This window comes from Sediminibacterium sp. FW305-C-61, assembly GCF_058231065.1.
Genome location: NZ_JBIQXR010000002.1, coordinates 319,597 through 343,568 on the forward strand (window position 1 = coordinate 319,597; position 23,972 = coordinate 343,568).

Consider the following 23,972-nt stretch of genomic DNA (forward strand, 5'->3'; position numbering starts at 1 on the left):
TTTGAATTTTGAATTTTGAATTTTGAATTTTGAATTTTGAATTTTGAATTTTGAATTTTGAATTTTGAATTTTGAATTTTGAATTCCCTCCAATCACCCCATAATTCACCCATGACCAACGACCCACGATACCCCATCGGCAAGTACCAGCCACAACCTTATTCGGAACAACAGAAAAAAGAATGGCTGGCTGATATTCAGTTTTTACCTGAAGAAGTAGAAAGAGCTATACTTAACCTCGATGCGGCGCAACTTCAGACACCTTATAGGGATGGTGGTTGGACCGTTCAGCAACTTGTTCATCATATTGCGGATAGTCATATGAATGCTTATATCCGATTCAGGTTGGGATTAACGGAAGATAATCCGACAATTAAACCCTATGATGAAAACGCCTGGGTGAAACTAGCCGATATTGAAACAGTTCCCATAAATGTATCACTGACTATTTTGCATGGAGTACACCAAAGAATGCTGGCTACCATTAAAGACCTTTCACCGGAACAGTGGGAGCGAAAAGTGGTGCATCCGGAACATGGAAGGGAAATGTCGCTCTGGTTTTTACTCGGCCTCTATGCATGGCACGGTAAACACCATACCGCACATATTACTACCTTACGTGATAATAAAGGATGGTAAATCATGAGAGACCTTCGTTGGGAAAAAATTAGTTCTCGTAAAGTTTACGGTGACAGATGGCTCAATCTGCGTGCAGATTCCTGCCGGTTTCCGGATGGACGCATCATTGAACCTTATTATATTGTTGAATTACCCGACTGGGCCAATATTGTAGCAGTTACCCCGGATGAACAAGTGATACTTGTACGTCAGTATCGCTACCCCGTTGATCAAATAACGTTCGAATTACCGGGAGGTGTAATCGATAAAGGCGAAGATCCCATGCAAGCCGCCATACGTGAATTGCAGGAAGAAACAGGCTACCATTCAACAGAAGTTGAATTCTTATGCAAGCTTGCACCCAATCCTGCCATTAACGACAATACCGCCTATTTCTACCTGGCTAAGAATGCTATCCCCGGAGAAAAGAAAAATTTTGACGCATTCGAAGACATCGATGTAATGCTTTTCTCAAAAACAGACTTTCTTCAGTTAATCAAAGAAAACAAAATACAACACGGTGTTCAACTCGGACCAATTTATCAGGCAATAATGAGGTTGGGATGGTTGAAGACAGATACATGATGGCTGATGTCGGATGGCTGATGTCGGATTTGGGATGTCAGATGTCAGATTTGTTTTTTGGGGTGCAATAAATAAAATTGATAAGTTGTTTTTCCTAGAACCTAGAACCTAGAACCTAGAACCTAGAACCTAGAACCTAGAACCCATTATTTACCTCTCCAACGAGGAAAACACTTCCGCAGATGAGGATAAGGTCGTCTATGTTGGCGGATGATAGTACGGCTTTAAGGGTGGTATTTACATCGGGATATGTCTTTCCGGTTAGGCCAAATTCTGCGGCATTTTCCTGGAGAGTTTGAGCATCTAAAGCCCTGGGAATCTGGGCTTGTGTGAAATGGTAAGAAGCATGTTTAGGGAGTAATGCCAATACTGCATCAATATCTTTATCCTTTACCATACCAATAATGATATGCAAGTGTTTGTAATTGCAATGTTCTAATTGCTCTTGAATGGCTTTTATACCATCAACATTATGTCCTACGTCGAGTATTACTGAAGGATGTTCGTGAATTAGTTCCCATCTGCCATGGAGACCTGTGGTTTTCTTCACTTCCTTTAGTGCTGATTTTATAATGGCTGTGTTACAGTTCCATCCCATTTTTTGTAATTCATGGGTCGCTGCAAGTACGGTTATTAGATTCTTAAGCTGATAAATGCCCGTAAGATCAAGCTGGTAGTGAGTTCTGTTGTCTGTGTTAGGTTGTGCTACTTCTATTTCAAGTAAATGATGATTATAACGCCAATCGCTTATCCAATAGGTGTCGGAAGCAAATACAAAGGAAGGAGGGTTTGCTGATCCGCTGTTCACAGTGCCATAACGCGCTTCAAACACTGGTTTTGTTTCAGGCAACCATTCTCCAATAATCACCGGAATATCTTTTTTAATGATGCCTGCTTTTTCACCGGCAATTTCCGGCAAACTATTACCAAGCATATTCATATGATCCCAACCGATATTGGTAATAATGCTGATTTCCGGTTGAATAATATTGGTGCTGTCAAGTCTTCCTCCCAATCCGGTTTCTATTACTGCAACATCAACCTGCTGTTCTGCAAACCAGGCAAAAGCCATGGCTACTGTTATTTCAAAGAAGGATGGTTCCAATGTTTCGATAAGGGGCTGAATTTGTTGCGTAAATCGAACCACAAATTCTTCTGAACACATATGGCCATCTATCTTTATCCGCTCGCGAAAATCTTTTAAATGGGGAGAAGTGTATAAACCGGTTTTGTAACCTCCTTTTTGAAAAATAGCAGCAAGCATATGGCTTGTAGATCCCTTGCCATTTGTACCTGCAATATGAATAGATTTGAATTTTTCCTGTGGATTACCCAATGCTTCACATAAACGAATCGTATTCGTAAGATCCTTTTTATAAGCTGCAGCCCCCAATCGGCTAAACATAGGAAGACGGGTAAATAAATAATCAAGGGTTTCTGTGTAGGTCATAATAACTGACTAACAAAGGTAGGATAACAGATGAACAGAGAAATGTCCAATATCCAATATCGAAATATTTACCTGAACATTGGATATTGAACATTTCTCTGTTCATCTGTTGTCTACCCTCTAAGCTTAAAGCTGAACACCAATGTCCCGGTTTGTTCTTCGGCGGTGCCGGCATTTAGTTTTAAGGAGCGGGCTTTTCTGAGGGCAATGCTCCTGATATTTTGATTGGTAGTGGTAGTGCCGCGTGGATTTACAACTGCTACGGTAACATTGCCTGATTTATCAACTGTAATATCTACGGCCACTTTTGCATTTTCGTTGAAGTCGTCTTCGAAAGAAGGTAATTTGGTAATGCGACGTCCATCTAGTCCATTCCGGATACTTACTCCGCCATTACCACCAGCACCGCCATTACCGCTTGCTGCATTACCGGTGTAGCTATCTGAATTCGGATTACCATTGGGTTTGCCCTGGTCACCTTTTCCGCCTGCAACACCCTGGTCTTTTATGCCATTATAACTATCTGCACGATTTCCACCTGTTCCTGCTGTGGTGCCACCGTTGAAAACAGCTTTTGGCTTAGGTGCAGGAGGAGTTGGGGTGGTATTGTTGGTAGTAGGTTTTGTGACTGGCGTTTTTACATTGCTAACCGGTTTATTTACGGGCTTGGTTACCGTTTTATTTACTACCGGGGCATCATCGGCTTCATTCTCATCACCAGTGATATTGGTCTGGTCATTTTGGGTATTTGCTGCAACAGGACTTGTCTTCACATCTTCAGTGGCTGCAGGTTCTCCGGGAATTTGAGGGGCAATATCACCCAACCCGGTTTCGCTATTGCCAAGGTTCACTTCAATGCCTTCTCCAAAATCCGGCTGAGGAATCTGAGGCAAACTCCATTGCAAAAAGAAAAACAGCAGGAACAATAGGCCACATATTGCCACAGTAATGGCAGAAGCCTTGATATTCTTCTCTTTTTCAAAATTAATGGTCATGTTAGCGTAATTACTCATAAATGTACAACTATGACAAGCGTTGGTGAATAATGTTGAAAATTACATCCATTACCATGCAGTAATCCACTTTTTGGGTATAAAGAAAGGTTAATTGTGAGGCATGGTCCATAGACCATAGTCCATAGTCCATGGTAAAGAAAGTTTAGGAAAAAGTAGGATATAAGTTAGTGAATGTTCTTCACTATGGTCTATGGTCCATGGACTATGGACCAAAAAAAACATCATACCCAAATCTTAACAATGTTGCTATAACAACCAGGAGGAAGAAGACACGGATGAATTGATTGCCTTTTCTTACAGCGAGGCGGGCTCCGAATATGCCGCCTATTGCATTGCTGATGGCCATGGGAATGGCTACTGTCCAGAGGATACTTCCTTTTAACAAAAACAAAACAATTGAACCGAGGTTGGTTGAAAGATTAACAATTTTAGCATTGGCACTGGCATGCATAAAATCGAAGCCAAGTATGGCAATAAATGCAAGTACAAGGAAACTGCCCGCACCTGGTCCGATAAAACCATCATAAAAACCAATTACAAGGCTAATTAGCAAACTAAGCCAGATTGTTTTTTGTTTTGAGTGTTGTTTATGTACCTGCTGACCAAAATTCTTTTTACTGTAAGTATAGATGGCGACCAGTATCAGCACAATAAAAATAACTGGCTTCATAAACCGGTTACTTACAATGGTTAGCAGTTGCGAACCCGCAAAAGCCGCAATAAATGCGGTGATACACATGAGCAGTGTAATACGCCAGTTTAGTACAACACGTTTCAGGTATTGTTGTGCCGCAAAGAAAGTTCCACTGAAAGAAGGAATTTTAATGGTTCCTATAACAGTTGATACAGCCATATTGGGCAATAATACCAGGGCCGCAGGTGTTTGAATTAAACCACCACCGCCAACTACAGCATCAACAAACCCGGCACTAAATGCCGCAATACAAAGTAGAATAATCGTGAAGCTGTCCATCAGATGGCAAGATAATTGATAAATGAATCAAGCATTTATTGCTTTTTTGTTCAATAAGCTGCGCATGCTGATAAGTCCGAACAGAGGGCCGATGGCCAAAAGCATATAATAAATGGTTGTATTTGATGGTAAAATGGATGAATGGGCGAATGGTTTTGTAATCAGGTAGTTAATCAGTTCAATACTGAAGATGGTAATGGCAAATCCGATGGAAGTGGTTAGTGTAAGTGCTGTTCCTTTCTGATTACTATCTGCTGTTTGCGAAACAAGCGCAGAAAATTGCGGCGAATCTGCAATAACAAAACAACTCCAGATAAGCAAAGCTGTGATAAAGAGTGCCGGAGGTAAATAAAAGAATAAGGGAGCCAGTAAGCAACAAATACCTGATGCCGATAAACTAATGAAAGCAACACGGGCACTACCAATACTTCTTGATAAATATCCGCCTACAATACAACTGAATGCACCAATGCCAATAATAAAGAATGACCAGGTTGAAACTTTGAGTTGCAGACCGTTTTGCAGGTTATAAGTGCTTAGCATTACCGGCACAAAAGCCCAGAATGTATACAACTCCCACATGTGGCCGAAATAACCCCATGCTGCTGCTTTGAATTTTTTTTCTTTAAAAAGAGAACTGATTTTTCGAAAGGAGATAGCTTTTCCTTTACTTCTGTGCGGCCCGTTCTTTAATAAAAATCCGACTAGTAGTCCGCCGGTAGCTGCAAAGCAGGATGTGGCAATCATAACCTGTTTCCACCTATCAACATCGTTCAGTCCTTTTAATAAGTGAGGCAGGGCCTTGCCTGCTACTAATGCACCAACCAGAAACCCAAGTGCTTTTCCCAACCCTTGTGCGTACCAGTCTGCCGCAATTTTCATTCCTACCGGATATACACCTGCTAAAAAGAATCCGGTTAAAAAACGCAGGAAAAGTAACAAGCCGGTATCTCCGTTGGTATAAATAACCAACAGGTTAAACAATGCAGCGAGTAAGGTTGAAAGCATAAAAACTTTTACGGGAGAAAATCTGTCTGCAATAGTAAGTAAGGCAAAAAGCAAAGTTCCCGAAATGAAACCCAGTTGCACGGCAGTAGTAATATTGCCAACCATATTGGCAGGTAAATGATAAACTGATTGAAGAGCGGGTAATATAGCGTTACCGGCAAACCATACAGAACTGCCTGCAAACTGCGAAAGAACAATCACCGGTAAAATAAACCAGGGTATTTTGGTTGTGGAGGCAGCAGTCATACTGCAAATTAATCATTAGTTTTTTTACGCTGCATGGTATTGGCTAATACAAGGCCTCCGATAACGAGTAGGCCGCTTATGATATGGATGTTGGTAATTTGTTCACCCAACAGCCATACTGCTTCCAGTGTACTAAAGAGTGGTATCAGGTTGCCGAATAATACAGTGGTGCCGGTACCTAATTTCTGTAAGGCCGCATTCCAGCATAAAAAAGAAATAACAGAAGTGCCGAGTCCTAGGTAAATGATCACCCCAATTCTATTTGCGTTCCATTCAACTGCGGGGGTCAGATTAAGTTCAATCAGGTATGCTGGTAATAATAAGAGTGTACCAAAACAAAAAACGACAAACAAAAAGTTGATGGATGAAATGCCCGCAGGTTTTTTTCTTACCAGAATATTATATACTGCAAATGCCATTGCTCCTGCAAGTATCCAAAGGTCACCTGTAGAGAATTTGAAGGAAGCCAGTTTTTCCCAACTTCCCTGTGATAAGAGTAATACAATTCCGACTATACATATAAGCATACCCGCTACCCTGAAACGATTCAATCTTTCCTTCAAAAAAATAATGGCCAGTACGGTAGCAAAAATGGGAGAGGATGTAGTGCCAATTAATGCCATATTGATGGCCGATGTGTAATGCCCCGAAACATAAACAAATGTGTTAAACAAAGTAATACCACTCAACGATACCCAGAACAGGTATTTCCAGTTTTTGAAAACGATGGATTGTTCCGCCCTGAATTTTTTGAAAGCCAGTGGTGCAATAAGTATGGTTGCAAGTGCCCAACGGTAAAAGGCAAGACTAACAGGCGGGATATGCTGATTTACAGCGCGGGAAATCACAAAATTGCCCGACCATATCATTGTTGCAATGACTGCCAGTAGAATACCAGTGTAATAATCTTTTTTTACAGCTTGCATGCCTGCACTTATGCTATTGATATAATTCAGCACCTGCAAAATGCTGATCGTAGTTGCCTTTTATTCTTTCCATTGGAGGATTGAAATAGCCAAATTTCAGATTAGGGAACTCTTCACGAATCAGATCCATCAACTGCTTTACGCCCATGATTTCTCCGGTTTCATGCACGCCGATTTTTCCCATATACCAATCCGGATCAATATTGAAATTACGCCATTGAATCATTGACAGGTCCGTGTCGATGATAAGCTTACGCAATGCTTCATATTCTTCTACACTGTCTGTCATGCCTGGGAAAACAAAATAATTGATGCTGGCCCATCCGCCGAAACTTCGTACAACCTTCAAACTTTCAATGATATTTTCAAACTGGTAATTGTTTGGTCGATAATAAGGCTCATAAATATGTTTGCGTGCAGAATTGGTACTTACCCGAATACTGTTTAGTCCGGCTTCACACAAAGCACGCACAGCATCTGGCTTAGAGCCGTTGGTGTTGATATTGATATTACCTCTGTCTGTATGTTTTCTTATTTCAATGATCGCCTGTCTGATGGTTTCCCACATTAATAATGGTTCGCCTTCGCAGCCTTGTCCAAAACTCACAATGGGGAAGGGGGCATTCATTAAATGCGGAACCGTAAACTCCACGATTTCCTCTGCCATTGGTTTGAAGGTAAGACGGTCCTGTGTTGATACAATGGTTTCTTCTTCAGGCTGAAAAGAAATACAACCTACACAGTTTGCATTACATGCAGGCGAAGTAGGTACGGGGCATTCCCAACGAGATAAAGAAAAGTTTCTTGCTGCCGGACAGTTGTAAGTCATGCAACAATTTTCCATCAGGTGTTTTACGAGTCTGTTTTCCGGATAATGTTCGAGTAATTGTTGTGTGCCTGTTTTTATTTTTTTATCGTCATAACCAGCACATTCCTGACGAATATCTTTTTCAATTCTTACGGCTGGGACATAGGTTTTATTATCTAGCCATCCTACTGCAGTATAGCAGAACAAAGGAAGGGTAGGAGCATCTGGTAAAGTCTCATAAGCGGCTATATAGAGCCCTGTATGAGCTGGTGGAATAAATGCAGCCACGGCCCATCCTTTTTCGCACAAACGCATTTCACCGGTAGTAACATCAATCCCAATTCCCCTTCTGCCAGGCAACTCATAAAGATTGCCTCCGTCTGGTAATTCAATCCACTCTTCCGTTGGTATAGGAAACGCATCCCATCCTGCACGGCCTGCTGCATAAAGACTGGTGTCTTCAAAAATATTTCCGTTTCCGTCGGAGTAGAGAATATATGGTGATTGGGGTAGCATTGTGAATGGTGAATTGTGAATGGTGAATATTTAGGTGTGAATTGTCAATTGTGAATGATGAGTATACAGAGGTTGAAATTCACTATTCACAATTGACAATTCACACCGTCCCTTGTATTCTGCTCTTACAGAAAGTATTGAAATCCTGCTCCAGTTGGGGGGCTACTTGGGAATCAATTTCTTTTTGTATGAGTTTATTATTTTTAAAATCTATTGTTATTAATCCATCTTTCAGTACAACATTGGTGAACTCGCTCCAATGGTAATGGCTTCTGGGGAAAGTATTGAATACTACTTCTTCCTCATCGAAAGCAATTTCGCGCGGAAACTTTACCTGTTTTTCAATCACTGCTGCAATAACATAAACGGCAGTAAGCCATGTATAAGGCATGGGTAATGTCATCATTAATCCCCATGCAGCAAACAACATTCCGATTCTGAAATAAGCTGTTTTGCCATTTCTTTTTTTAACGAATGTAAATGCGATCCAGCCTAAAATTAATGCCACTACTGAAATAGGGAATACCGATGCTTCTGAAAAGGGTGTGAGGGCAGATTCAAGCAATACCACTATGGCCAGGAATAACATCATCAACGTGATATTATCCACCAGCTTGAAATCACGCTGTTTTAATACAACTACATAATCATAGGTCCTTGCTGCCATAAATCTTTAGTTTTTAACCATCAGGTTGCAAAGTCTCCACAAAAGGCGTGCTCCCACGTTGCTGTCCCAATCTGTTTGTCCAACGCCAATTTCAACAAGATCGAATCCGATGATTTCTCTGCCGCTTTCTTTTATTTTTTTGAAAAGATACAATACTTCCTCTGTTTCAAATCCACCCTGAACCGGTGTGCCTGTATTCGGGCAATATTTCCGATCAAGTCCATCAATGTCAAAACTGATATAAACTTTTTCCGGAAGGTGGTTAATGATTTCCTCTGCGATATGTTTCCAGCTTTCTCCTTCGAACTGGCGTTCTTTGATATTTTTATCGAAATACGTAATTACCCTGAACTGACTGTTGCAGATATAATCCCATTCTTCTTCACAAAGGTCACGTATGCCGGCCTGAACAAGTTTCTGAATTTGTGGTATTTCACTCAGCGCATTGTACATGATGGATGCATGTGAATACAAAAAGTTTTCATATCCTTTTCTTAGGTCGCAATGTGCATCAATTTGTAAAACACCGAATGATCCATGCTTTTCCGCGAGGGCTTTCATAAAACCAAGCGGGGTGCTATGATCGCCGCCTAACAAACCAACAATTTTTCCTTTATCGAGTAATGCTTTTGTTTCATCATAAACCCACTGGTTCAGGAATAGTCCACCTTCATTAATCTCTTTAAGACTTTTACACATGAACTTGTTCTTCTCTACTTCATCACCCTTGGAAATATAGTCTATGTATAGCTCCGCTTCTTTGCGTAAGTAGTCGCTTTTAAGTAAGATCTTTTTATTGGTCTCACGCATATAAAATCCCTCTCTCCAGCCATTGGGTACATCTATATCAAATAAATCTACCTGAATACTTGCTTTTAAAATATGCTCGGCGGCGCGGGCGGTTCCTGCACCATAACTTACCGTAACTTCCCATGGAACAGGAAGTAATACCACGCGGGCATCATCTTCTGTAAAAGGTAATCCGAAAATGTTATTGTTGGGGTTGCCAACGGCATTGGGGTTAAACTGCGATAAATCGGCCATGATCTTTCTTAGATTGCAAACAGGGCGCAAATTGCACCAATTTTCTGAATTATGGGATTAAATCACCCTAAAACCCTTATTTGGGCTCAAACCTTTCTTCGAAACTTACAAACACTCGTTCCCAGGGGATAAAAGCAGTGATCAAAAGCGTATAAACCGGAAGGGCCGTGATCGACAAGCCAATCAATGGAGCAGTAATCAAAAAGGAGAGAATCATAAACCTGCTGGTCCATTTCCAGGCATTTCTGAATTCGGCTGGATTAAACAGAAAAGGGAGGTAAATCAATGGGAAAAGAGTCAATTTAAGTGCCTGATTACGATCATGATAACTCAATAATAGAAATACCATCGAAAGAAGGCATAAAAATCCCAGTTTTCGGGACGGAACGATCATAAATAAGATGGCCAATGTAGACGGAACAAGGCTTGCAGATTGGCTCATTAGCTGGCCTGTAATAAAGGCATTGCTCCCTGCATGTTGTTGATGGGGTAATTGCCCCATGATCCAAAGGGCTATAAACATCAATATCAGCCATAATCCGATAGTCCTGCTCATAAAGGTTATAAAACCTTGTTCATTGTAGGAAACTGACTGGCGGATGGGGTTCATGCTTAAAATTGTGGAAAGATTCTGGTTTTAACAACTATGCCTGACAAACATCAGCATTTGCTTGTTCATTTTGGGCTACTTTTGCAGCGTAAAAGAGAAGAGATGAAAAAAACGCATATTATCATCCTTGTACTGATTGCTGCTGCTATAGTAGTGCTTATTAGTTATACTGGTGATCTTACTACTTATGAAACCATTGCTTCGGCCCGTCAGAAAGAAGGAAAGTTTGTAAACCTGATCGCAAAACTGGATACTTCTCAACCATTGGAATACGATGCGGTAAAAAACCCTAACTACCTCAGTTTTACTGCTGTAGATACATTAGGCAATAGAGTGAAAGTGGTGTACCATAATAATAAACCCACTGATATGGAGAAAAGTGAGCGACTTGTACTAAAAGGCAAAATGCAGGGAGATCATTTTGAATGCAAAGATATTCTGTTGAAATGCCCCTCTAAATATAAAGATGATCCGAAGGCGCAGCAAAATATACCTGTTGTAGCAACAGAACCTGCCCGTTAAGTGCAGCATAACCTTATTTCCTTTAGAACCAACTACTCATGCAATATTTAGGAGAACATCTATTCCCAGGTCAGGCAGGGCATTTTTTTGCCGTTTTATCACTTGTAGCATCTCTAATAGCCACTGTAGCTTATTTTAAAGCCAGTAAAACATCGCTTGATTCATCAAAGGCAAGCTGGATCCGTATGGCAAGGGTGGCTTTCTTCGTAGAAACCATCAGTGTGCTGGCAATGTTTGGCATTCTCTACTACATTATTTCTAACCACTACTTTGAATACAGATATGCCTATAACCATAGCGATAGAAGTCTGCAGGTTGAATACCTGTTGAGCTGTTTCTGGGAAGGACAAGAAGGTAGTTTTATGCTCTGGAGTTTCTGGCATTGTGTGCTGGGTTGGGTATTAATATGGCGCGCTAAAACATGGGAAGCTGGGGTTATGACAGTCATCAGCTTCGCCCAGTTTGCACTGGCAACTATGTTGCTTGGCGTATATGTGTTTGGAGTAAAGATTGGCAGTAGTCCATTTGTATTATTACGCAATGAAGTTGAAGGACCCATATTCTCAAGACCCGATTACCTGAATCTGCTTAAGGATGGTACAGGACTCAACACCCTTTTACAGAACTACTGGATGGTGATACACCCTCCTGTATTGTTCCTCGGTTTTGCGTCTACTATTGTGCCTTTTGCTTATGCCATTGCTGGATTGATGAGTAAGAAGCATGAGTGGGTTAAACCATCCTTGCCATGGGCTTCCTTTTCAGCCGCAGTTTTAGGTGTAGGAATTATGATGGGAGCTGCATGGGCTTATGAAAGCCTCTCATTTGGTGGATACTGGGCCTGGGATCCTGTGGAGAACGCATCCTTGGTGCCATGGTTAACACTTATTGCAGGTTTGCATACCAACCTAATTTATAGAAACAGTGGGTACTCTTTACGACCTACTTATTTCTTTTATATCATCACATTTTCGCTTATTCTTTATTCTACCTTCCTAACAAGAAGTGGCATATTAGGTGATACATCTGTTCATGCTTTCACCGACCTTGGTATGAACACACAATTGTTGTTGTTTGTACTGGTGTTTTTTGTGCCGGCTTTGGTGTTGTATTTCAGGCAATACAAAGCTATCCCAAGCATACAGAAAGAAGAGAACACATATAGCCGTGAATTCTGGATGTTTATCGGTTCCCTGGTATTCTTTCTGGCAGGAATGGTCATCATTGCCAAAACATCTACGCCTGTTTTCAATAAATTATTCGGAACAAATATTGCGCCTCCGGAGGACCCGGAATATGCACATAACCAGATTCAGGTTTTTGTTGCTGTGATTATTGGGTTCCTCACGGCAATTACCCAGTATCTAAAATACAAAGATACGCCGAAAGCATTTTTTGGAAAGAAAATATGGATACCTACTATTATCGCCGTATTGATAAGTCTGAGTATCAGTGCGTTCGGAGAAGTGGGATATGACAAAAAAGGACCTGGATTTCTGTTTGCCATTCACCTCGCCATTTTCAGTGCGGTTTATGCTGTTGTTGCAAATGCAGCTTATATCTGGCTGGGTTTAAAAGGCAAACTTAAAGCAGCAGGTGCCTCGGTTGCGCATATTGGTTTTGGTATGGTGCTGGTTGGTATTTTGATTTCATCTGCCAAGAAAACGGTGTTGAGTTGGAATACTACAGGTGTTACCCCTTTGCGCCAGGAAGATGCAAAGGATAGGGGTAATCCTGCTGGTAACCCGGCTGAAAATATTACCCTCTTCAAAGGAGTGGCAACCGATATGGGGAGGTATATGGTAACTTATACAAAAGATACCATCAATGAGCGTGACAGGAAACGTTATTTTGAAATCACCTTCAAAGCGAAAAACGGATCAGAAACATTTAGTCTTTACCCGGATGTAATTAAGAATAATAAGGGCATGGAAGGCTTTGCTGCCAACCCTGCTGCCAAGCATTACTGGCATAAAGACATCTTTGCCTACATCACTTCTTTCCAGGAAAATAATGGTAGCGATACTACCCAATTTGTAAACCGTGATATTAAAGTAGGGGATACCCTGTTTTATAGTAATGGTTTGATTGTACTGAATAAGGCAAACGTAAATCCGCCGGAACAGGCTGGAAAATATGGAAAGGATGAAACCGGATTATTCCTTGATATAAGTGTATTGTCGAAAGACGGACGCAGGTATGCAGCCAACCCAGGTATAGTGATTAGCGGTACAGATTTTAAACCTATACCAGATACAGTTACATCTCAAAGTCTTATACTTCAATTCAATAAAGTAAAAGACGATAAAAAGGGATTGCTTGAAATCGGTATCAAAGAAAGCGGTGCAATAACCGACCTTATTACCCTGAAAGTGTATGAGTTTCCGATGATTAATATTTTGTGGTTAGGTATATTAATTATGACAACCGGCCTCGTTATGTCGATTGTTCAGCGAAACAGACAAGCAAAGAATAAATTGAAGCCAGTCTCCTGATTGCGGCATCAGACAATAGTCCATAGACCATAGTCCATGGTCTATGGACTATCCTTCCAATGAATTGTTAAAAGCGAACAAGCCACCGGGTTACTTTTTCACCAAGGCAGCATTAATTAGCAGAACTAGTTCTATATTTAAGTAGTGCAATTCCCTGGCAAACATATCATCATCTTCCTGGTATTAGCCTGTGCTTTATGTTTCACTAAAGCCGTAAATGCCCAAACCCGCGGGCCTTATGATACCGTAAAAGTATATGCATTTATTACGCCTGAGGGAGACACGATTCCTGAGAGCATTCTTCCTCCTGTAGAAGTAATCGGCAAATTAACCGGTAAATGGAAACGTCACTGGGAAGAGTGGACAAGGTTACGCAATGCCGTATATGTTACCTACCCTTATGCTATTGCTGCCAGTCGCGTGATGAATGAAATAAATGTAAAACTGGAAAATGTAACCGATAAAAAAGCGAGAAGGGCAATTATCAAGTCGAGGGAAAAAGACCTGAAAAAAGAGTTTGCCGATAAGCTTACCAAACTATCTGTTTACCAGGGCAAAGTATTGATGAAATTGATCTACCGTCAAACCGGTAATAACTGTTACGAAATAATACAGGAATATAAAGGAGGTTTTAATGCGGCTTTCTGGCAAACCATTGCCGTAATTTTCGGCAGCAACCTCAAACAAAACTATGACCCTTCCGGCAAAGATTTCGACATGGAAAGAATTGTACGTGATGTGCAGTTGATGTATGGGTATAGGAGTTAGATTTTTGATCTTTGATTTTTTGATTTTTGATTTAAAATTCAAAATTCAAAATTCAAAATTCAAAAAATCAATGATCATAAAATCAAAGATCAAAGATTTTCCTCAAGTATTTTCGTGAACTGCTTTCTCGGGATCATTTTTGCGCCGAGGCTTTCGAGGTGCGTTGTGTGTACCTGGCAATCGATGAGTATTACGCCTTCTCTTTTTAATTGTTGGACATACTGGATAAACGCAAATTTGCTGGCATTGCTTTCTTTGCTGAACATGCTCTCGCCAAAGAAGAAAGGTCCCATTCTGATGCCGTAGAGGCCGCCTACTAATTCATTGTTCATCCAGGTTTCAGCGGAATGCGCAATCCCCATTTTATGCAGTTGAATAAAAGAAGATTCCAGTTCGTCGGTGATCCATGTGCCTTCCTGTCCCTTGCGTTGTAATGACTTGCAGGAACGGATAACTGCTGCAAAATTACTGTTGGTGTGAAAATTGAAATGTCCTTTCCGTATTACCTGCGTCATGCTTTTGCTGACTTTCAATTCTTCTGGCTCAAGAACAAATCTCGGATCAGGACTCCACCACAACGGAATACTGCTGTCATCATACCAGGGAAAAATGCCTTTGCGATAAGCCAGCAATAACCGCTCAACAGAAACATCTCCGCCTATCGCCAGTAAGCCATCTTCCATTGCTTCAGTAACAGGAGGAAACCAGAGGCGGGAGTCAAGTGCGTGTAAAGACATAAGGGAAGAAATAAGAAATAAGGAATAAGAAATATGGAATCAGAAAGGGGAGTGGAAAATACTTTCACATTCCGCTGTTTCTTATTCCTTATTTTTCTGTTTCAATCGTCGCTCCGATGCCACGATCGGTAATCGCATCGCACATGGGTTTTAGTGTATCGTAGTCGCCGGTTTTAACAGTAGATTTTCCTTTGAAATGTATGATGATAGCCGATTGTTCGGCCTGTTCGTGTGAGTGTCCACAAACTTCCATCAGTGTTTCAATAACCCATTCAAAAGTGTTCACTTCATCGTTCCAAACAATAAGGTAAAAGGGGGTGGCATGATCCACCGCAATATCTTCTTCCTGCGATTCCCAGGGTCGTGAGGCCTCATTGTTTTCAAAAAAACTCATGGGATAAAGATAATTTTTACTTGATAAAGGTGGTATACCAGTTAACTAAAAAAGACCTACAACATGGTTGTAAGTCTTTTTTCTCTGTGGGAGCACACGGGTTCGAACCGCGGACCCTCTGCTTGTAAGGCAGATGCTCTAAACCAACTGAGCTATGCTCCCGTTTTGTTGGGAGTGCAAAAATAGGGTCTGAAACATTACTGCCAAAAAAAGTTTCTATTTTTTTATAAATTAATTCAGTTGAAGGGCGGGTAAACGATAATGCTGGCTATCATAAACATATAATTCTTCGATATGGTATGTCCAATACCGATATATCGGCGATTTTGCCAGTATTTTATCTGCTTCCTCCTTTGAATCAGTATTTAAAGTGATCCAGCAGGTCTGACTTTCCATACTCACCGCATAACTATCGATAATGCCCTTATTAAACAGGTAATTCACGTAAGTCCGGTGCGGTGGCAGCAGTGTCATAAATTCATCATCCAACTGAAATTTTATTATTGCCTGATACTTTTTCATACACACTATTTACTGGGTTAATGAGTACAATATCCGTGCTGCTTTAATTTTGTGTGGCATTCTGGCAATCAAACCTTAATTTTTCCTGCTGATAGTGCAGGTATGACTGTCAAACTACAATTGAAACTTATATGTTAAGAACCATTTTATTATTGCTGGCATCTAATGTCTTTATGACTTTTGCCTGGTACGGACATCTCAAACACCAGGGTGTACCATTATGGAAAGCCATTGCCATTAGCTGGGGCATCGCTTTTTTTGAATATTGTTTAATGGTGCCGGCCAACAGGGCAGGATATGCCAATGGCTTTAGTGGCTTTCAATTAAAGATTACCCAGGAAATTATAACGCTGCTTGTATTTACGGTTTTTGCTGTTTTTTATCTTAAAGAACCGTTTCAAACAAAATACCTGTTAAGCTTTATCTGTATTCTTGGCGCTGTTTATTTTGCGTTTAAAAAATAAGGGGTGCCATTATAGCACCCCTTCCATCTATCCATACCTTATTCCGTATCTTTTTTCACTTCTCTGATCCGGCGTCTGAATGCCTTTTTCTGTTGAGGTGATAAACTGTCGGCACGCTGTTTCATCTTTTCCTTTACCAGTGCTTTTTGCTCTGGCGTCATATTATCCATTCGCTTGCGTAATTGCTCACGCTGTTGCTTTTTTTGTTCAGGGGAAAGACTGTCGTAACGGGCTTTTAATTCTTTTCTTTTTTCGGGCGACATACGCTGACCGCGTTCTTTCCTGAATTCAGCAAGTTTTGCTTTTTGTTCCGGACTTAAACTATCACCGCGATGTCTGAGTTTTTGTTTTGCGCTGGGTACGTCTTGTGCAATTGATTCCTGTTGAAACACTGCTATGCTAAATAATGCGCTAGTGCAAATGAGGATGGCTTTTTTCATGTTTAAGTGGTTTAATTAAACATAAGACCTCCATCTTTTAAACGGGTTTAAAAGTTTTTGCGCATTATTGTTTTTTTAACTTTTAAGGAAGTATAAGTCTGGCTATTCGTCCACCGCCGCCAGCCATAAAAATGGCATTGCCATTTCTTGCTTTCTGTACCACATGAAAACTCTCCTTCGAAATCAATTGCCAGTTATTGCCGCCATCATTAGATATATCAATGCCGGAAGTGCCACATGCTACAAGTTTATTAGCATTCAGGTATACAACGCAAGACCTGTATCCATGAGGCATAGTAGTTGGTAATGAATAAACAGGGCGTCCTGATTTGAATGAAACAAGCACGCAATTTTCTCTGCCAATACTATCTTTTGCAAAATCTCCTCCAACAATAACCGCAGTTTTTTCTGCATCATACGTTGCAATTGAGTTTGCGCCGGTTGATGTACCACCTTGCATCATGGGTAATGAATCGTTGAAATTATTTGTCAAAAGATCTTTTAACCTTGCCTTTGATCCACCGGTAACTAATAGTATCGGAGCATAATCGCCCCAGTCTGCCAGTTTTACATTGGTGCCACTGGATGCAAACATGGCTTCTGTATCCGGTACATAGCGTACATCATCATTGCCACTTGGTTGAGGCATTACATTCCAGCTATCACCTGCATCAAATGATAGTGCCACAAATAATTTTCCCTGTATTGGATCACCTACTACAATCAGCGTATGCGTTGTATTGGGGAATCGGGTAGGAGAGGCCGTTGTATTAAGTTTATCGACAGGCGCTTTATTATTTTTTTTGGCCTGCTCATTTAATTTTAGTTGAGCAGAATCTATATGCATATCCATCGCATCGAGAAACATACCTTTTGTTGTGTCCTCAAAAACTTTGTTCCAGCTTTTTCCCCCATCTTTTGTTTTAAGTATAACGGCAGGCTCTGCGATACCAATTATAACAGCGGTTTCTGCATCAATGGCTTCTATATCCCTGAAATCCCTTTTCTCATAACCGGGAACAGTGATCCATTCCAGTGTTTTACCTCCGTCTAATGATCTTACAACCGTACCGTTGCTTCCACTGGCCCAAAATACCTGGTCATTCACCACGCTTAAGCCCCGGAAACTAACCCTTTTGCCTGAGGCTAATATATTTACCTGTGGTGTTTGGGTAGATGCCTCAAAAAACGATAGGAGGAAGAAAACAAGCACAAATATTTTATTTAACCGCATAGGAACTACATTTTTGTATTCAGACAGTAAGATAAGCAAATCGAAATCAAAGATCACCAAATCAAATAATCAAACATGATTCCATATTGGATGAGCCGTACCCAACTCTTATTGGGTGATGAACCAATCGAAAAACTACGAACCAAAAATGTGTTGGTAGTGGGATTGGGTGGTGTGGGAGGCATTTGTGCAGAAATGATAGCCCGGGCAGGGGTGGGTAAAATGACGATCGTGGATGCCGATACGGTTGACCTTAGTAACTGTAACAGACAAATACCCGCGCTTCATTCCGTGGCCGGTAAACTGAAAGCTGAAGTGATGGCAGCAAGACTAAAAGATATTAACCCAGATCTGGAACTAACGGTACTCACAGAATTTATTCGTGATGAACGTACCAATGAAATACTCGACCAGGGAAATTTTGATTATGCAGTAGATTGTATCGATACACTTTCTCCCAAAGTGTATTTTATAAAAGCTTGCAAAGACAGGAATATCCCCATCGTTTCTTCCTTGGGTGCTGGAGGTAAAGTTGATCCCTCGCAGGTAGTAGTTACAGATATATCCAAAACCCACCAATGTAATCTTGCCAGGTATGTGCGTAAACGTTTACACGAACTGGGTATTTATAAAGGACTGAAAGTGGTTTTCAGCGCGGAAAAAGTAGACCAGTCCAGAATCATTGAAACAGAAAAAGCCTATCCCAAAAAATCTATCATCGGAACCATCAGCTATATGCCCGCAATATTCGGCTGTGTAGCAGCAAGTGTGGTGGTGAGGGATTTGATTGCAGAGGGGTGAATGGTCAAGTGTGAATTGTCAATGGTGAATTGTCAATAGTGATTAGTGAGTGAACTTGGACCTAAATAAACCTATAATAAATTAGGACACCTTTCACCATTCACATCATAGCATTAAATAAATTTATTAAGCCCGCTTAGTAAAAAAAACTGACTACTAACTAACTATTGACCATTCACCATTGACAATTCACGATTGACCATTCACCCCTAATATCTCAAATAAGGCCTAACCTCCTCTTCCCATTCTTTGCAACGACAGTATTTAGTGATGGCTGCAATGAAGGCAGGGATGGGTAGGTCGAATATGGCTTCGCTGTTTGAAATGCCGAGTAATTTATCGAGATGTCCTTTCCCGGTTGGGTTTACGCTTGTTGAATAAGTGGCCCATTGAAACTGAGAAGGGTGTAAACTTTTGATGAGCTTAATCAATATCATTCCTGTCATTACAGCATTAAAGCATGATTGGTCATCTACTTTTAAATGAACCCCCTTACACAACTGGTCCTTAAACTTGCTGTGTTCGGGTGTGAATTGAATAGGGGTAGCATTCATTTCACCCCCAGACATATTATTGAGCATATCTGCCAGTACGTCTGCCTGTAACCATGGAGTGCCTGCTGCTTCAAAACTAAAAGGAGTTCCCCGACCTTCACTGATATTTGTGGCTTCCAACAGACAAAGTCCCGGATATAAAAGCATCGACTGAAAACTTTGAATGGCAGGAGAAGTAGGTACAAAAGGAATGCCCCATGCTGGTTGAAACATTTCTCTTTGCCATCCTTTACAACCGATCACTTCAATATCAGCATGAATGTTTCTGCTTGTATTAAAATACAGCGCCAGTTCACCCATTGTACAGCTATGTCTTACAGGCATTGGCCATCTTCCGATAAAGGAGCTGTTGTCTTCCGTAAGCATTGGTCCTTCACAAAGCTGCATAATACCTGATACCGGATTAGGTCGATCGAGTATAACTAATTTTTTATGAGCAGTTGCACAGGTCTCAATAATATGAGAAAGGGTCCACAGGTAAGTATAAAACCGGCTTCCGATATCAGGAACATCAAATAATAAAATATCTATTTCTGCAAGGTGAGATGGTTCAGGTGCAAGTCGTTCTCCATATAAACTGATCACCGGTAGTCCTGTTAAAGCATCATTTCCGTCTTTAACCGGATGCCCATCTGCTCCCCGCACATCAAGCCCATGTTCAGGCGCAAATAAAACTTTTATATTAAAACCAGCATTAATCAATGCCTGTCTGGAAGGCTCCAGTAATCTGGTAGTAGCCGCTTCATTGGTAACCATACCAATACGCTGGTTCTTCCAGGAAGGGCTTGCTGTTAGTAGTGTATCAATTCCGAATAAAAACATAAATTAGATGGCAGATGTCAGATGTCAGATGGCAGATTTCGGATGTCTGATGTCTGATAGCTGATGTCTGATTTGTTATTTTACTTTTCTTATTTCTTATTCCCCTTCGACAAGCTCAGGGCAAGCTTTATTTCTTATTTCCTATTTCTTCCAAAGATGCATTAAATGTCATAATCTTAAACTCAATTAAAAAGTCGCCAAAAAATAAAGGATTAAAATCCCATTCTATAAATCTGACATCTGCGATCTGACATCTGCCATCAAAAATCCGACATCAGCCATCCGCCATCCGCCATCAAAAATCCGACATCAGCCATCAGACATCCGCCATCCTCTTCATCTCTTCTATCACATTAAAAATTATCGGGCAGCGGCCGTAGTGCATGAGGGTGGTGAATATTCTTTTGCTGAAGCCGGGAATATGCATGGCAGGAAATTCGCGGCACCCTTCGAAGCGAGATTCATAAACCGTGCATTTGTTATCCTGAAGGAAGGAGCAGGGGATGGCATTCATCAACATCATTCCATTACTTCCTTTTTCCATGTATTGTTCATCGAAATTGCTTCTGTTAATGTTGAGGTGGATAGATAATCGATCTGCTTCCTTATCGGTTACATTTATCATCAGCGTTTTACAGCAATTTCCACAACTGGTACAATCAATCGCTGGAGCAATCTTTTCATTGAGCTGGTTAACCCAACTATCTACCATAGCAGGGTCTAGTTGCCTTACCTTTTCCATAAAAAGGTCGTTTTCCGCACCCCGTTCAATGCTTAATGCGGCAATTTGTTCGAGATCGGTTAAAAGTTGTTTTTCTGGCATCTTAAGGTGGTAAAGGTAGGTTTCCGGGACAGAAAACACGATAAATCAACATTTTTTAATCATTTATCCACATCAAAAGGGTTATTGTAGAAAAGTAAAATTGTACCGGGAGTTGAGGTGGTTAGATTTGCGGGTTGGGAAACAGGCTTTCTTTTGGAAAGACTGGTTTGATAAAATTGAAGAACATGGCTGAACAGAAGCAATTGAACGAGTATAATGAAGATTCCATACGGTCGCTCGACTGGCGCGAGCATATTCGCCTCAGGCCGGGGATGTATATAGGTAAACTAGGTGATGGATCTGCCACAGACGATGGTATTTATGTATTGATTAAAGAAGTGATCGATAACTGTATCGATGAACATACCATGGGCTATGGTAAACAGGTTGAAATATCCATCGATGGTAAACAGGTAACCATCCGCGATTATGGCCGTGGCATTCCCCTGGGTAAAGTGGTTGATGTGGTCAGCAAAATAAATACGGGCGCCAAATACGATAGTAAAGCATTCCAGAAAAGTGTGGGGTTGAATGGGGTTGGTACAAAAGCCGTAAATGCATTGAGTCAGTATTTTAAAGTTACCTCTTACCGCGACGGAAAAGAAAAAACAGCAGAGTTTGAACGGGGAGTTTTGGTTAAAGACCATAAAGAACAAAAGACCACCGAAGCGAATGGTACTTTGGTAACTTTTATTCCAGATGAATCGGTATTCCGCAATTTTCATTTCATACACGAATACCTCGATAGCCAGTTATGGAATTATTGTTACCTGAATGCAGGACTTTCCATTCATTTTAATGGCAAAAAATATGTCAGCAAAAATGGATTGCTCGATTTGCTGGAGCGTAAAACAAATGCCGACGAACTTCGGTATCCTATCATCCACCTTAAAGGGGAAGATATTGAAGTGGCCATTTCGCATAACAATGATTATGGAGAAGATATTTTCTCTTTTGTAAATGGTCAGTACACCACGCAGGGAGGTACCCATCAACAGGCATTCAGAGAAGCCTATATCAAAGTGATCCGTGATTTTTATAAAAAAGATTACGATGCCGCAGATATCCGGGGTAGTATAGTAGCAGCCATTTCCGTTCGCGTTCAGGAACCCGTATTTGAAAGCCAGACAAAAACCAAATTAGGTTCTCAAAATGTGTACGAAGGCGGTCCTTCCATGAAAAAATTCGTGGAAGAATTCCTGGCCAAAGAACTGGATAACTATCTGCACAGAAATCCAACCATTGCTGATGCTTTACGCAAAAGAATTGAACAAAGTGAACGGGAAAGAAAAGAACTGGCAGGTATCAAAAAACTGGCCAATGAAAGGGCGAAAAAAGCCAACCTTCATAACAAAAAATTACGCGATTGCCGTGTTCACCTGAATGATGATCTGCCGGCAAAAAACAAAGAAGAGTTTATCGCACTCCAAAAAAACAGTACCATTTTCATCACCGAGGGTGATAGCGCAAGCGGAAGTATTACCAAATCAAGAAATGTAGATACACAAGCTGTATTCAGTCTGCGTGGTAAACCGCTTAACGCATATGGACTAACGAAAAAAGTAGTGTATGAAAATGAAGAATTTAACCTGCTTCAACATGCGTTGAATATTGAAGAAGGTATGGAAGGACTTCGCTATAACAATATTGTAATAGCCACAGATGCCGATGTGGATGGAATGCATATCCGCTTGCTGATGATGACTTTCTTCCTGCAATTCTTTCCCGATCTGGTGAAAAGGGGTCATGTGTATATTCTTGAAACACCATTGTTCAGGGTTAGGAACAAACAGGAAACAATTTACTGCTACGATGAAACCGAGAAACAGGCTGCTGTAGCTAAGCTGGGCAGTAAACCTGAGATTACCCGTTTCAAAGGATTGGGTGAAATATCACCGGAAGAATTTGGCAGGTTTATCGGTGTTGAAATGCGCGTACAGCCTGTTATACTGGAGCAGGGCGATCATATTCAGCAGTTACTGGAATATTATATGGGCAAGAATACGATGGACAGACAGGAATTTATTATCAATAACCTGAAAGTTGAACTTGACCTGGTTGACTAATTATTTGATTGACGAAAAAAGAAAAGATGATTCATATTGTATTTGATACAGCTAATGTTAGTGCCCTTCAACAGGCCATTGAATTGGATGAGAGCCTGCAGGGGAATATTGTAGAGATCAAGGATGATTACGCCGTTGGCCCGCTGGGCAATATTTATGAAACAGATGGCTACCAGGCAAGACGTGATTGGTGGAAAAATCTTTTGGAGTTTTCTCCCTATACCGAGCAGCTGAATATTGTTGATGATAAATTAACGGTACATCAATTGCTAAAACAATTAGATGAAGAACCCGAAACAGAAGTATGGATTTGGATGGCGCAGAATGCACATGATGTTTGCGGGTATTACTGGTTAATGAGCCAGCTTAAAGACTACCAGGGGCGTGTACAGGTATTGTATCTCAACAACCTTCCTTTTATTAATGAGAAAGGACAGATATTTTATCCTTCTTATTTACATGAAATACAACCGAAGGAGTTTTTAAAGGCGAAAAAACTTGCACGCCCTATAACCCTCAGTGAATTTGAAGTAGATCCGGATGAGTGGAAAAAACTTTGTTTCGATGAATCATTGGTTCGCTTTCTGGAAGGTGGCAAGAAAATTATGGGGAAAGGAGTGGACTTTTTCGATAAAGATATTTTAGCACATATTTCTGGTGATGCACAGAAATTGAACAAAGTGATTACCAACACGCTTTCCAAAATGAAAGTAAAAACAGGCGATGTTTTCCTTGTCTGGCGAATAAGAGAATTGGTTGAAGCCGGAAAACTTGAAACGAGTGGTGACTGGAACAAGGGATGGAAAGAGATTACGGTAAAAACAGCGGGCGGATCACAAGCAGCAAGTCCTGAAAATGAATAA

Annotated in this window: 25 protein-coding genes and 1 tRNA gene; 9 read left to right on the plus strand and 17 right to left on the minus strand. The window is 40.8% G+C overall.

What is annotated here, in order from left to right; all coding sequences use genetic code 11:
- Window positions 1-111 precede the first annotated feature (111 nt).
- Complete coding sequence (locus ACH30E_RS06555; RefSeq protein ID WP_294996970.1) at window positions 112-639, plus strand: YfiT family bacillithiol transferase; 528 nt, start codon at window positions 112-114, stop codon at window positions 637-639.
- 3 nt (window positions 640-642) lie between these two features.
- On the plus strand, window positions 643-1,203 hold the full coding sequence (locus ACH30E_RS06560; RefSeq protein ID WP_490824142.1) for an NUDIX hydrolase: 561 nt from the start codon (window positions 643-645) through the stop codon (window positions 1,201-1,203).
- A 136-nt stretch (window positions 1,204-1,339) separates the two neighbouring features.
- On the opposite strand, the gene ACH30E_RS06565 is transcribed toward ACH30E_RS06560, so the two are convergent.
- The 9 genes from ACH30E_RS06565 to ACH30E_RS06605 form a co-directional block, all read right to left on the minus strand.
- The gene (locus tag ACH30E_RS06565) at window positions 1,340-2,653 is read right to left on the minus strand and encodes a bifunctional folylpolyglutamate synthase/dihydrofolate synthase (protein ID WP_490824144.1); all 1,314 of its coding nucleotides are present in this window, start codon (window positions 2,651-2,653) and stop codon (window positions 1,340-1,342) included.
- A gap of 113 nt (window positions 2,654-2,766) precedes the next feature.
- Complete coding sequence (locus ACH30E_RS06570) at window positions 2,767-3,648, minus strand: hypothetical protein (protein ID WP_490824145.1); 882 nt, start codon at window positions 3,646-3,648, stop codon at window positions 2,767-2,769.
- A 223-nt stretch (window positions 3,649-3,871) separates the two neighbouring features.
- Window positions 3,872-4,642 carry a sulfite exporter TauE/SafE family protein gene (locus tag ACH30E_RS06575; protein WP_490824147.1) on the minus strand — a complete coding sequence of 257 codons (771 nt, stop codon included), beginning with the start codon at window positions 4,640-4,642 and terminating at the stop codon, window positions 3,872-3,874.
- 27 nt (window positions 4,643-4,669) lie between these two features.
- Window positions 4,670-5,896: an MFS transporter gene (locus ACH30E_RS06580; protein WP_490824149.1), complete on the minus strand. Its 1,227-nt coding sequence runs from the start codon at window positions 5,894-5,896 to the stop codon at window positions 4,670-4,672.
- 8 nt (window positions 5,897-5,904) lie between these two features.
- Window positions 5,905-6,822, minus strand: a complete 918-nt coding sequence (locus tag ACH30E_RS06585) for a DMT family transporter (RefSeq protein ID WP_490824151.1) — start codon at window positions 6,820-6,822, stop codon at window positions 5,905-5,907.
- Window positions 6,823-6,835: 13 nt separating this feature from the next.
- Window positions 6,836-8,146 (minus strand): radical SAM family protein, encoded by a 1,311-nt coding sequence (locus tag ACH30E_RS06590; protein WP_490824152.1) that lies wholly within the window; start codon window positions 8,144-8,146, stop codon window positions 6,836-6,838.
- Between the two features lie 100 nt (window positions 8,147-8,246).
- Complete coding sequence (locus tag ACH30E_RS06595) at window positions 8,247-8,813, minus strand: hypothetical protein (RefSeq protein ID WP_490824154.1); 567 nt, start codon at window positions 8,811-8,813, stop codon at window positions 8,247-8,249.
- A gap of 6 nt (window positions 8,814-8,819) precedes the next feature.
- Window positions 8,820-9,857 carry an agmatinase family protein gene (locus ACH30E_RS06600; RefSeq protein WP_490824156.1) on the minus strand — a complete coding sequence of 346 codons (1,038 nt, stop codon included), beginning with the start codon at window positions 9,855-9,857 and terminating at the stop codon, window positions 8,820-8,822.
- 76 nt (window positions 9,858-9,933) lie between these two features.
- Window positions 9,934-10,467, minus strand: coding sequence for a hypothetical protein (locus ACH30E_RS06605; protein ID WP_490824158.1), 534 nt, complete (start codon window positions 10,465-10,467; stop codon window positions 9,934-9,936).
- 102 nt (window positions 10,468-10,569) lie between these two features.
- Here ACH30E_RS06605 and ACH30E_RS06610 point away from each other — a divergent pair, with 102 nt between their 5' ends.
- The 3 genes from ACH30E_RS06610 to ACH30E_RS06620 all read left to right on the plus strand — a co-directional run bounded on the left by ACH30E_RS06610 (window position 10,570) and on the right by ACH30E_RS06620 (window position 14,252).
- Complete coding sequence (locus ACH30E_RS06610; protein ID WP_294996988.1) at window positions 10,570-10,989, plus strand: cytochrome c maturation protein CcmE domain-containing protein; 420 nt, start codon at window positions 10,570-10,572, stop codon at window positions 10,987-10,989.
- A 38-nt stretch (window positions 10,990-11,027) separates the two neighbouring features.
- Window positions 11,028-13,484, plus strand: a complete 2,457-nt coding sequence (gene ccsA, locus ACH30E_RS06615) for a cytochrome c biogenesis protein CcsA (RefSeq protein ID WP_294996990.1) — start codon at window positions 11,028-11,030, stop codon at window positions 13,482-13,484.
- 144 nt (window positions 13,485-13,628) lie between these two features.
- On the plus strand, window positions 13,629-14,252 hold the full coding sequence (locus ACH30E_RS06620) for a DUF4294 domain-containing protein (protein ID WP_490824160.1): 624 nt from the start codon (window positions 13,629-13,631) through the stop codon (window positions 14,250-14,252).
- A gap of 89 nt (window positions 14,253-14,341) precedes the next feature.
- Here the strand turns inward: ACH30E_RS06620 and aat are convergent, their stop codons facing one another.
- The 4 genes from aat to ACH30E_RS06640 all read right to left on the minus strand — a co-directional run bounded on the left by aat (window position 14,342) and on the right by ACH30E_RS06640 (window position 15,905).
- Complete coding sequence (aat, locus tag ACH30E_RS06625; protein WP_490824162.1) at window positions 14,342-14,989, minus strand: leucyl/phenylalanyl-tRNA--protein transferase; 648 nt, start codon at window positions 14,987-14,989, stop codon at window positions 14,342-14,344.
- Between the two features lie 88 nt (window positions 14,990-15,077).
- On the minus strand, window positions 15,078-15,383 hold the full coding sequence (locus ACH30E_RS06630) for an ATP-dependent Clp protease adaptor ClpS (RefSeq protein ID WP_490824163.1): 306 nt from the start codon (window positions 15,381-15,383) through the stop codon (window positions 15,078-15,080).
- Between the two features lie 87 nt (window positions 15,384-15,470).
- Window positions 15,471-15,545 (minus strand) — tRNA-Val (locus tag ACH30E_RS06635).
- 69 nt (window positions 15,546-15,614) lie between these two features.
- Window positions 15,615-15,905, minus strand: coding sequence for a hypothetical protein (locus ACH30E_RS06640; protein ID WP_490824165.1), 291 nt, complete (start codon window positions 15,903-15,905; stop codon window positions 15,615-15,617).
- A gap of 131 nt (window positions 15,906-16,036) precedes the next feature.
- On the opposite strand from ACH30E_RS06640, the gene ACH30E_RS06645 reads away from it, so the two are divergent.
- Window positions 16,037-16,369, plus strand: a complete 333-nt coding sequence (locus tag ACH30E_RS06645; protein ID WP_294997000.1) for a DMT family protein — start codon at window positions 16,037-16,039, stop codon at window positions 16,367-16,369.
- A 38-nt stretch (window positions 16,370-16,407) separates the two neighbouring features.
- Here ACH30E_RS06645 and ACH30E_RS06650 read toward each other — a convergent pair whose 3' ends face one another.
- Both ACH30E_RS06650 and ACH30E_RS06655 read right to left on the minus strand, forming a co-directional pair.
- Window positions 16,408-16,809, minus strand: a complete 402-nt coding sequence (locus ACH30E_RS06650; RefSeq protein WP_490824167.1) for a DUF3106 domain-containing protein — start codon at window positions 16,807-16,809, stop codon at window positions 16,408-16,410.
- 82 nt (window positions 16,810-16,891) lie between these two features.
- Entirely contained in the window at window positions 16,892-18,043 is a 1,152-nt protein-coding gene (locus ACH30E_RS06655; protein ID WP_490824169.1) for a YCF48-related protein, read from the minus strand.
- A gap of 75 nt (window positions 18,044-18,118) precedes the next feature.
- On the opposite strand from ACH30E_RS06655, the gene ACH30E_RS06660 reads away from it, so the two are divergent.
- Window positions 18,119-18,844, plus strand: a complete 726-nt coding sequence (locus ACH30E_RS06660; RefSeq protein WP_490824170.1) for a tRNA threonylcarbamoyladenosine dehydratase — start codon at window positions 18,119-18,121, stop codon at window positions 18,842-18,844.
- A gap of 209 nt (window positions 18,845-19,053) precedes the next feature.
- On the opposite strand, the gene ACH30E_RS06665 is transcribed toward ACH30E_RS06660, so the two are convergent.
- Window positions 19,054-20,220, minus strand: a complete 1,167-nt coding sequence (locus ACH30E_RS06665) for an exo-beta-N-acetylmuramidase NamZ family protein (RefSeq protein WP_490824172.1) — start codon at window positions 20,218-20,220, stop codon at window positions 19,054-19,056.
- Window positions 20,221-20,536: 316 nt separating this feature from the next.
- On the minus strand, window positions 20,537-21,043 hold the full coding sequence (locus ACH30E_RS06670; protein ID WP_490824174.1) for a YkgJ family cysteine cluster protein: 507 nt from the start codon (window positions 21,041-21,043) through the stop codon (window positions 20,537-20,539).
- A 185-nt stretch (window positions 21,044-21,228) separates the two neighbouring features.
- On the opposite strand from ACH30E_RS06670, the gene ACH30E_RS06675 reads away from it, so the two are divergent.
- Window positions 21,229-23,109, plus strand: coding sequence for a DNA topoisomerase IV subunit B (locus ACH30E_RS06675; protein WP_490824176.1), 1,881 nt, complete (start codon window positions 21,229-21,231; stop codon window positions 23,107-23,109).
- Window positions 23,110-23,135: 26 nt separating this feature from the next.
- Window positions 23,136-23,972, plus strand: coding sequence for a DUF1835 domain-containing protein (locus tag ACH30E_RS06680; protein ID WP_294997014.1), 837 nt, complete (start codon window positions 23,136-23,138; stop codon window positions 23,970-23,972).